The organism is Sulfurimonas sp. (genome assembly GCF_026196735.1).
In the GTDB taxonomy this organism is placed as follows: domain Bacteria; phylum Campylobacterota; class Campylobacteria; order Campylobacterales; family Sulfurimonadaceae; genus Sulfurimonas.
The window spans coordinates 1-10,040 of record NZ_JAPHUF010000023.1; the positions used below are offsets into that span (position 1 = coordinate 1).

At 32.5% G+C, this 10,040-nt stretch carries 9 protein-coding genes; 6 read left to right on the plus strand and 3 right to left on the minus strand.

The window, feature by feature from the left end; genetic code table 11:
- Nucleotides 1–136: 136 nt before the first annotated feature.
- The 3 genes from aat to clpS all read right to left on the minus strand — a co-directional run bounded on the left by aat (nt 137) and on the right by clpS (nt 3,411).
- The gene (gene aat, locus OQK60_RS11080; RefSeq protein WP_297687011.1) at nt 137–823 is read right to left on the minus strand and encodes a leucyl/phenylalanyl-tRNA--protein transferase; all 687 of its coding nucleotides are present in this window, start codon (nt 821–823) and stop codon (nt 137–139) included.
- 111 nt (nt 824–934) lie between these two features.
- Nucleotides 935–3,112, minus strand: a complete 2,178-nt coding sequence (gene clpA / locus OQK60_RS11085; RefSeq protein WP_297687013.1) for an ATP-dependent Clp protease ATP-binding subunit ClpA — start codon at nt 3,110–3,112, stop codon at nt 935–937.
- The gene (gene clpS / locus OQK60_RS11090) at nt 3,112–3,411 is read right to left on the minus strand and encodes an ATP-dependent Clp protease adapter ClpS (protein ID WP_297687015.1); all 300 of its coding nucleotides are present in this window, start codon (nt 3,409–3,411) and stop codon (nt 3,112–3,114) included. The genes clpA and clpS overlap by 1 nt, the downstream gene beginning before the upstream one ends.
- Nucleotides 3,412–3,465: 54 nt before the next feature.
- On the opposite strand from clpS, the gene bioD reads away from it, so the two are divergent.
- The 6 genes from bioD (at nt 3,466) to OQK60_RS11120 (ending at nt 9,935) form a co-directional block, all read left to right on the plus strand.
- Nucleotides 3,466–4,110 (plus strand): dethiobiotin synthase, encoded by a 645-nt coding sequence (gene bioD / locus OQK60_RS11095; RefSeq protein WP_297687017.1) that lies wholly within the window; start codon nt 3,466–3,468, stop codon nt 4,108–4,110.
- A 22-nt stretch (nt 4,111–4,132) separates the two neighbouring features.
- Nucleotides 4,133–5,023, plus strand: coding sequence for an aspartate carbamoyltransferase catalytic subunit (locus OQK60_RS11100; protein ID WP_297687019.1), 891 nt, complete (start codon nt 4,133–4,135; stop codon nt 5,021–5,023).
- Nucleotides 5,023–5,961, plus strand: coding sequence for an aminodeoxychorismate synthase component I (locus OQK60_RS11105; protein ID WP_297687021.1), 939 nt, complete (start codon nt 5,023–5,025; stop codon nt 5,959–5,961). Before OQK60_RS11100 ends, OQK60_RS11105 begins: the two co-directional genes overlap by 1 nt.
- 13 nt (nt 5,962–5,974) lie before the next feature.
- Nucleotides 5,975–7,369, plus strand: a complete 1,395-nt coding sequence (locus OQK60_RS11110) for an ATP-binding protein (RefSeq protein WP_297687023.1) — start codon at nt 5,975–5,977, stop codon at nt 7,367–7,369.
- Nucleotides 7,370–7,758: 389 nt separating this feature from the next.
- Nucleotides 7,759–8,739, plus strand: a complete 981-nt coding sequence (locus OQK60_RS11115) for a transaldolase (protein ID WP_297687027.1) — start codon at nt 7,759–7,761, stop codon at nt 8,737–8,739.
- A complete protein-coding gene (locus OQK60_RS11120; protein ID WP_297687025.1) occupies nt 8,736–9,935 on the plus strand; it encodes a PilT/PilU family type 4a pilus ATPase in 1,200 nt (399 codons plus the stop codon). Before OQK60_RS11115 ends, OQK60_RS11120 begins: the two co-directional genes overlap by 4 nt.
- Nucleotides 9,936–10,040: the final 105 nt, after the last annotated feature.

Genomic DNA, 10,040 nt, shown 5'->3' on the forward strand with positions numbered 1-10,040 from the left:
TTTTTACTTCAAATTTATTTTTTTAAACTTTACTCATGTACTTAATGCACACTTCGCAATATTTAAAAAGATAACTGTTTTGGAAAAAAACTATCTTCTTCGAAGTAGATTTCTATCTTACAACTATATAAATCAATTAAATTAAACTTTTATCAATTTCCCAAATATTATTTATATCATCAAAATTTACTTTTTTTAGCCTATCTAAAAAATATTCTCTAGAAACTTCTTTTGCTCCAAGACTCTTTAAATGTTCTGTCGGTACTTGACAATCAATAAAATCGTAACCCCAATGCTTTAAATGTTTTATCAGTACTGCATAAGCAGATTTTGAAGCATCATTTACTAATGAGAACATAGATTCTCCACAGAAGACTTTACCTATTGATAAGCCATAAAGTCCACCGACAAGCTTTCCATCTATATATGTTTCTACACTATGAGCTATTCCCATTCCATTAAGTGTAGTATATGCTTCGATTGTTTCACTTTGAATCCAAGTCCCATTTTGTTCATTCCTTGGCACAGTAGAACAATTTTGCATTACAGAATGAAAATTGGTATTGAACTTATACTCAAATTTTTTCATACTTTTTTTTAGTGATTTGCTAATCTTGAAGTCATCTAATTCCATGATTAGCCTAGGGTTAGTAGACCACCAAATTATTGGATCATCTTTTGAATACCATGGAAATATACCGTTTTGATAAGCATGGATAAGTCTTGTTGGATTTAAATCACCACCCCAAGCTACAATACCATCTTCATTTGCATTATTTGGATCAGGAAAATGAAAATTGTATTTATTTAGTTGTGGAATCATACTACTATTTAATCTCATATAACTTGAACAAGTCCAAGTTATATTCAGTCACTCGTGTGTTCTGTGCCATTTCAAAGCACAGAATAAAAGCTTCGCCTTTGGCGAGAAGAATCATTCTGATTCCTTAAATTTTAATATCAGTTTTTTATTGAAACCTACTTGTACCGAGCCGCCATTTTTTAATTTCCCAAAGAGTATCTCATCACTCAATTTATTTGTTATATTATCTTGGATATATCTCTTAAGTGGTCTTGCTCCCATCTCAACTGAGTAAGCACTATTAGCTATAAAATCAGTTGCTCTAGGCGATATAGATACAGTTATTTTTTTCTTTTTCAAATCTTGATTTAATTCAGCTATAAATTTATTTACTATGCCTTTTACCGTCTCCATACTTAGCTGTCCAAACTCAACTATAGCATCTAATCTGTTTCTGAATTCAGGAGTGAAAAATGACTTTAACTCTTCATTTTTTGATATAGAACTGTCTTTATTGAAGCCCATTACATTTCTTGCAGTTGCTCCAATATTTGATGTCATAATCAAAATTACATTTTGAAAGTTTGCTTTATATCCATTGTTGTCTGTAAGTGTTGCATTGTCCATAATTTGTAGCAAAATATTTACTAAATCCGGGTGAGCTTTTTCTATTTCGTCTAGTAGTAAAACTGTATATGGATGCTTTTTGATTGCCTCTGTAAGTAAACCACCTTGCTCATACCCAACATAGCCCGGAGGTGCTCCAACAAGACGAGATAGTGCATGCTTTTCCATATATTCACTCATATCAAATCTCTCGAAATTTATACCAAGAGTTTTACTTAGTGAAATTGCCAGTTCTGTTTTTCCGACACCTGTTGGTCCTGAAAATAAAAATGATGCAATTGGTTTATTTTGTGGTGTTAATCCAGCTTTAGATATTTTAATAGCCTTTGCTACTTCTAAAACAGCTCTGTCTTGCCCAATTACCTTTTTTTGTAAATCTGATTCTAGATTTTCAAGAGCGTAAGTTTCATCTTTAGTAACTTTTGAGTCAGAAATTCCAATTATTTTTGATATTGTTTTTTCGATGTCATAAGCTTGAACTCTTCTTTTTTTAGATTTTTTAAGATGAAAAGAAGCAGCTGTCTCATCTATAAGATCTATCGCTTTGTCAGGTAAAAATCTATCTGTTATATATCTTTTAGATAACTCTACTGCTGCTTTTAAAGCTTTATCGGTATATATAACATTGTGATGCTCTTCATACTTACTTTTTAAGCCCTTTAAAATCTTGTAGCTTGTTTTTACTGATGGTTCGTTTATATCTACTTTTGCAAATCTTCTACTTAGTGCTTTGTCTTTTTCAAAACCATTTCTATACTCGGCAAATGTGGTTGCACCCATACATCTGAGTTCTCCCGAAGCAAGTGCTGGTTTAAGCTGGTTTGCTGCGTCCATTGTACCGCTTGTCGCTCCGGCACCTATAAGGGTGTGGATTTCATCAATAAAAAGGATTGCATTAGGAGTTGATTTTAGTTCATCCATAACACCTTTTAGTCTTTTTTCAAAATCACCTCTGTACTTTGTTCCGGCAAGTAATGCACTTAAATCAAGCGCATAAAGTTCTGATTTTTGAATGATTTGGGGTACTTTACCAGCTACAATATTTAGAGCAAGGCCTTCTGCTATAGCCGTTTTTCCTACGCCGGCCTCTCCAACTAAGATGGGGTTGTTTTTCTTTCTGCGACATAAAATCTGAGTAACTCTTTGTATCTCATTTTCTCGACCTATGACGGGGTCAATTTTTCCATCTTTAGCTTTTTTAAGTAGATTTATCGAGTATTTTTCTAAATAAGAATCATCGTCGCTGCTCTCATCCTGTTCATCAGTATGAGAAATAACTTCTAGGATGTCAAGTCTTGAAATATGATACTCTTTTAAAAGCATATATGTAAATGTGTTTTCTTCATCAAAAAGGGCAGCAAGTAAATCACCTATATCTGCACCATTTTGTTGGGAGCTTTGTATATGTTTGATCATGCTGTCAATTAGCCTAGATAATGCAACACTCTCAAATGGATCTACATGTACATCTGCCGGAAGAGGATCGATATTTGTATAAATATAGTTTTTAATCAGCTCTTTCATCTTATCTACATCACCACCGCAGGCAAATATAATTTTTGCTCCCTGAGGTGAACTTAGAAGTTGATAAAATACATGTTCAATAGTTATATACTCATGTTTTAACTCTTTTGCATATAGAATAGATTTTTGAAAAATTTCATTTAGTGACGGGCTTATCATTACTCTTCCTCCATCTCTGCTCTAAGTGGAAAACCACTATCTCTAGCTTTTTTGTGCACTTGCATTACTTTTGTCTCTGCGATTTCATTTGTATAAACACCGCAAACACCTTTGTCTTTTTTATGTACTTCTAACATAATGAGTTCTGCTTCTTGATAACTTTTATGAAATATACTCATAAGCACATCAATAACAAATTCCATAGAAGTATAGTCGTCATTTAAAATTAAAACTTTATATTTTTTAGGATGTTTTACTTTTGTCTCTTCAATGAGCTCTAAATCTGTATTCGTTGCCATAATTTTCCTATAATTGATGAATTAATATTATTAAATTATATCAAAGTAGAGATAATGGTCAAACGAATCTTTGTAACAGCGACAAATACGGATATTGGTAAGACCTACACAACAAAACTTCTTTTAAAGGAGTTTGCTTCAAGAGGGATTAGAGTCGGAGTTATAAAACTCATCGAGACCGGTGTTGATAAAAAAGCCTTTGACGGTGAAGAACTTTTGACATGTATAAAAGAGCTGAACCATAAATTTGAAAACCTACATGTAGAAGATATCGTTCCTATTACTTATAAACTTCCAGCAGCTCCGTTTGTAGCATCAAACAATACTCGGCTTGATTTAAAAAAAATAGACTCAGCAGTTGAAAAACTTGAGAAACTATGTGAATTATTGATTATAGAGGGTGCAGGAGGATTATATGTGCCAATCGATGAAGAGTATATGATGATAGATATGATAACATATCTACAAGCTATCGCTCTTTTAGTGACTCACTGTTCACTTGGCTGCATAAATGATACACTGCTCAGTAAAAAAGCACTTGATGATAAAAATATTATACATGTAGTTGCTTTTAACTGTAAAAAAAATGATGAAAGTTTTGCATCGGTATCTGAGCCATACTTTATACAAACAGGTTTTGAAGTTTTAAAAGTTAATGAAAATATTGACACAATTTGTGATGTCTTGTATAATAATTAAATTATTTTAATAAAAGAGAAATATGCAGCACTTAATCCGCACAGATGATTTCACAAAACAAGAGATAGAGTCTATATTGCAAGATGCTAAAAAGTTTAGTGCGGACATTAAAAACGGCACTGAATTTGATAGAATATTAAAAGATAAGATAATCATCACACTCTTTTTTGAAAACTCAACTAGAACTAAAAGTTCTTTTGAAATAGCAGCTAAAAGATTGGGTGCGGAAATGGTTCACTTGGATGTTGCAAAAAGTTCTACAAAAAAAGGTGAGACTTTAGTAGATACAGCAATGAATCTTGATGCAATGGGTCCGCATGCCATTATTGTCAGACATGAAAATTCAGGTGTTCCAAAAATACTATCTAACCATACAAAAGCCTCTATTATAAATGCTGGAGACGGAGCGCATGCCCATCCAACACAAGCCCTTCTTGATCTTTTTACACTAAAAGAGCATTTTAAAGATTTGAGCGGTAAAAAAATCGCGATTGTAGGAGATATTAAAAATTCAAGAGTGGCAAACTCCAATATTGAATTACTTAGTAGATTTGGGATGGAAGTTATCTTGGCCGCACCTCCGCAATTTTTACCAAAAACAGCTCTGAGAACTACTCATTTTCTAGCAAGTATAATTGATGAAGTGGATGCGATAATGAGCTTGCGAACACAAACAGAGAGGCACTCCTCACAAAGCTATGCTTCATTAAAAGATTATGCAAGTGATTTTTGTATAACTCCTGAACTAGTCGGCGATAGAGATATAGTGATACTTCACCCCGGTCCTGTGCATAGAAACATTGATATATCTGATGACCTTTTGGCTGATGAAAGATGCAAAGTTTTAGATCAAGTATCAAATGGTGTTTGCATAAGAATGGCTGTTCTTAAAAAGTTAATTTACCAAAGTTAATGACATTTAATGACTTGAATTCTCTTGGTAAAAAAAGAGAACCCTTTTTATTTATATGTGACTTTAAAGCTCAAAACTTAATACTCATACCGATAAGTGAACTTGAAAAAAATGATGTTGAGTTTTGTATAAAAGAGAACTATGCCCTTAAGCCTCATACTAATAAACTAGATAAGAAAGCACTCGATTTTAGTGAGTATAAAAAAAAGTTTGATTATGTCATAGAAAGGATAAAATCAGGCGATACTTACTTGCTAAACTTAACACAACCAACACAAATTAAAACTCCACTTACTTTAAAAGAGATATATGATAGTGCAAATGCTCACTATAAATTGAGATATAAAGATGAATTTGTCTGTTTCTCTCCTGAAAAATTTATCCAGATAAAAGATAATAAAATCAATACATATCCTATGAAAGGGACTATAGACGCCTCATATCCAAATGCCAAAGAGACAATTTTAAATAATAAAAAAGAGATGGCAGAGCATGTGATGGTTGTTGATCTGCTTAGAAACGACATCTCTATTGTTGCAAAAGATGTAAAAGTTGAAGATTTTAGATATGTTCAAACAATAGAAGCCGGCGAGAAAAAACTTCTACATGTAAGTTCTCATATAAGTGGAAAAGTTGGTGCTGACTGGCATGAGAGAATTGGAGATATTTTAAAATCGTTGCTTCCGGCTGGCAGTATAAGCGGTGCACCAAAAAAGAGTACTTTAGATATAATTGAGATTGTGGAAAATTATGAAAGAGGGTTCTTTAGTGGTGTTTTTGGTGTTTATGACGGCATATCACTAGATAGCGGGGTAATGATTCGCTTTATAGAAAAGACTAAAGATGGCTATATTTATAAAAGTGGCGGTGGAATAACTTTAGACAGTAATGCTAAAAGTGAGTACAATGAGCTTTTAGATAAAGTTTATTTGCCATAGTTAAAGGATTTTTATGAAAGAAAGATTTAATAACTTTTTAACTAGTGGATTTACTTTTGACGAATTTCAGATGGATTTGAAAAGTAGATACTTAATGGTTAATATTGGTATCTTATTGTCAACCGTAGGGCTTATATATGGTATAGTCGGCAATATACTTAGAGATACCAAAGAATTTGTTCCTGTAGAGCTTGCTGTTTTATTTATGAACTTTATGTTGATTTTATTGCTTAGAAAAGATCGTAAGTTTTTTGAGCCGGTTGTTATAATTTTGACTACTCAATTTACATTTTTGTTTTTATTTTTGATATATATCGCTGAACCAGAAGCTATGAAGCATACCTGGTTGTTCACTTATCCAATTCTTCTTCTATATTTGCAAGATAATAAAAAAGGATTGATTTGGATTATTTTTCTTGTTTTTATGCTGCTTATAGCTCCATTTCAAAATTTTATAGAAGTTAAATACTCTCTTGATCAATTGACTTATTTATCTGTAGTCTTGATTCTTGTACATACAATTATCTACTTTTATCAAGTTAAAATAGATGAAGCGAAGTTTAAAATTTTAGAACAACAAGCCCTATTGCGTAATTTTAACAATAAGCTTGAAGATCAAGTCCATGCAAAAACAGCTGAATTAAGAGAGTTAAATGAGTCTTTGGAGAGTAAAGTTCAAGATAAAGTAGAACAACTTATTCAAAAGGATAAATTATTGACAGCCCAGTCTAAGCAGGCTGTAATGGGTGAAATGATTAGTATGATAGCCCATCAATGGCGACAACCACTCTCTACAATAACACTACAAATAGCAAATTTACAGTTTAAAAAATTACTTGGTGATGGAATTAAAAGTGAAGACATAGATGATGCATTAAGTGAGATTAGTGATACGATTATGTACCTATCTGATACTGTTGATGATTTTCAAACATATTTTCATCCAGATAAAGAAATAGTGGAGATTGAAATTCATGAACTGCTTCAAAAAGCAGTTAATTTTGCTACTTCTAGACTGACAGACATAAATGTAGAAATTGATGTTAATGATAAGATATTTGTTAAAACATATATGAATGAGTTTATTCAAGTAATACTTAATATATTAAATAACGCTATTGATGCACACAATGATACCAAGCTACAAAACCCATTTATAAAACTTTATGTTAAAGATGAGGAAGCGGAAATTTCGGTGATTATTAAGGATAACGCCGGAGGTATTAAAGAAGAAAACTTAAATAAACTATTTGAGCCATACTTTAGTACAAAAGGTAAAAATGGAACAGGACTCGGACTCTATATGAGCCAAATGATTATACAAAAGCAGTTTAACGGTAAAATTGATGTAAAAACTTCTGAAAATTTTACAACAGTTATTATAAAAGTTCCAAAAAATATCTCTTGATGTTTATTTTATGAGCAAGAGTATATTTTTCGTCTATGCGCTGCTTTTACATGTAGAGTTGATACTTGTTTTTTCTTTTAGCTTTTATACTCTTTATTTTATAAATTTATTACTTGTTTTATATGTTTTGTATCGTAAGCATAATAACCTCTCTTTAGTACATTTTTTTGTATATATAGCCATCATATTAGTTATAATCAACCTAAATATCTATGATGAGCTGCTCTTTGAGCTTTATCTTTTTTTTGATATTTTAGATAAGGTTCCCTTTATTAGCAGTGAAGTAATGTATGCCTTGAGTGGGGTTCATATATTACTTTTGTTTAATTTAAAAAAGTTTGAGATTTTTTGGGCTATAATAGATGAAAAGTTATTTAGGAACTAAAGCCATGTATATAAAAGATTTAAAATTTTCGCTTTGGGCAGATTTTATCGAGAGAGACTATTTAGACAATGAATTTAAAGATTTAATAAATAGCGGAGTAATCAACGGAGCAACCTCAAATCCGGCGATATTTAAAAATGCTATTTTAAACTCAAACGCATACAAAGAGCAGTTGTCATCTTTGGAGTCACTAACGCCAAAACAGAAGTACGAAGCAGTAGCAATATATGATATAAAAAAAGCAGCAGATATATTAAAACCACTTTATGATGCTAAGGATGATGGCTATGTCAGTATAGAAGTTGACCCGTGTCTTTGTGATGATGCAGATGCAACAATTGCCGAAGGAAAAAGACTTTTTGCTGAGATAGACCGCAAAAATGTAATGATTAAAGTTCCGGCGACAACTGCTGGATACAAGGCTATGCAAGAGCTGACTTCATGCGGTATACCGGTTAACGCAACACTTATATTTAAAAAAGAGCAGGCTGTGGCTTGTGCTAAAGCTTTTGATGCAGGGGTAAAAAAACATGGCTCAAATGTTGACACTGTTATAAGTGTTTTTGTTAGCCGCGTTGATAGAGCACTAGATGCAGAGTTAGCAAAAAATGGTGTAGATGTAGCACTAAGCGGAATATATAACAGTGCTGATATCTATGCTGAGGTAGAAAAAATGAAAGTTAGTGGCTGCAGAACACTTTTTGCAAGTACCGGTGTAAAAGATGATTCATTGGCGGCACATTACTATATAGAAAAACTTTTAGCATACAACAGTGTAAATACAGCACCGATAGAAACAATAAAAGCTTTTCATGAACATGGAGTTAAAGATAGTGCTTTGCCTGTTTCTGATAAGATTATACAAGAGCATTTTGCAAAGATAGAAAGTTTAGGTATAGATTTTAATTCTGTTTTAGATAAGCAGATAGCTGATGGCTTAGAAGCATTTAAAGAAGCATTTAGAGATATATTGGAGGCATTATGAGTGAGGTGGTTGGAAATCAAGTTGATGTAAGTAAATTAACATTTGAGCAGTTAAAAAAGATAAGAGCATATCTCAAAAAGTTGATTGAGAATGGCGGTAGTGATTTACATGTTAAAGCAAATGGCGTAATCCGTGCAAGAATAAATGGCAAGATAGTGCCTTTTTCTGGAAGTATTTATACAAGAGAAGAAGCGATGACGCTTGCAAAAGAGATATTAAGAAGTAGATTTGCAGAGTTTGTGGATAATAAAGAGGTCGATTTAGTGTATCAATTTGATGAACGAAATCGTTTTCGTGTAAATATTTTCTTTCAAACAGATGGTCCATCTTTTGTATTTCGTGTTATCCCGATGGAGATACCTACATTTGAAAAAATGGGTTTTCCTGAAGTAATAAGAAGTTTTACAAACGAAGGTCGTGGTCTTGTACTTGTAACAGGAGCAACAGGTAGTGGTAAGTCTACTACGCTAGCAGCCATGGTACATGAAATAAATCTAAATCAGCATAAGCATATTATTACAATTGAAGATCCTATTGAGTTTGTTCACAAAGATAAAAAATGTATTATAAATCAGCGTTCAGTCGGCCAAGATACCCTCTCTTTTGATAGAGCCCTTCGTGCAGCATTGCGTGAAGATCCGGATATTATTCTCGTTGGAGAGATGCGTGACCGTGAAACTGTAGAACTTGCACTTCATGCTGCTGATACTGGTCACTTGGTATTTTCGACTCTGCATACTATTGATGCTAAAGAGACAATTAACCGTATTATTGCAATGTTTCCAACTGATGAGCAAAATCGTGTTCGTCTTTCTCTTGCTGGAGTACTAAAAGGGATTATATCACAGAGGCTTATTCCAACAGTAGATGACAAGCGAGTTGCAGCAATGGAAGTACTTGTAAAGACTCCTATGATTGAAAAATTGATTAATGAAAATCGTGACTATGAAGTTCGTGATGCAATTGAAAAAGGTAGAGAACATTATAAATCTCAAAGCTTTGATCAACATATTTTAGAATTATATAACTCAGGTATTATTACAAAAGAAAAAGCTAAAGATTATGCAACCAGCGCTGCTGATTTAGAGCTAAAAATGAGTGGATTAAATAATAGCATATCTTCTGATTTAAATACTAAACCAAAACCTAAAGATACCTCCGGAACAATGGATGAAGATATCTTTGATTTGAAGTAGTGAGTTTTAACTACATTTAAAGCTTAAAGAGGTACAATTCCAAACATTTTTTAATTAAGGATTTAATATGTTAGAAGGCATTATTAGAGAGAGTATTGGCAAAAA

Excerpts from the sequence above, each read along its gene's own strand:
- OQK60_RS11105 (WP_297687021.1), top strand. The coding sequence starts at position 5,023 with ATGACATTTAATGACTTGAATTCTCTTGGTAAAAAAAGAGAACCCTTT.
- bioD (WP_297687017.1), top strand. The coding sequence starts at position 3,466 with ATGGTCAAACGAATCTTTGTAACAGCGACAAATACGGATATTGGTAAG.
- OQK60_RS11120 (WP_297687025.1), top strand. The coding sequence starts at position 8,736 with ATGAGTGAGGTGGTTGGAAATCAAGTTGATGTAAGTAAATTAACATTT.
- OQK60_RS11115 (WP_297687027.1), top strand. The coding sequence starts at position 7,759 with ATGTATATAAAAGATTTAAAATTTTCGCTTTGGGCAGATTTTATCGAG.
- clpA (WP_297687013.1), bottom strand. The coding sequence starts at position 3,112 with ATGATAAGCCCGTCACTAAATGAAATTTTTCAAAAATCTATTCTATAT.
- OQK60_RS11100 (WP_297687019.1), top strand. The coding sequence starts at position 4,133 with ATGCAGCACTTAATCCGCACAGATGATTTCACAAAACAAGAGATAGAG.
- clpS (WP_297687015.1), bottom strand. The coding sequence starts at position 3,411 with ATGGCAACGAATACAGATTTAGAGCTCATTGAAGAGACAAAAGTAAAA.
- aat (WP_297687011.1), bottom strand. The coding sequence starts at position 823 with ATGATTCCACAACTAAATAAATACAATTTTCATTTTCCTGATCCAAAT.
- OQK60_RS11110 (WP_297687023.1), top strand. The coding sequence starts at position 5,975 with ATGAAAGAAAGATTTAATAACTTTTTAACTAGTGGATTTACTTTTGAC.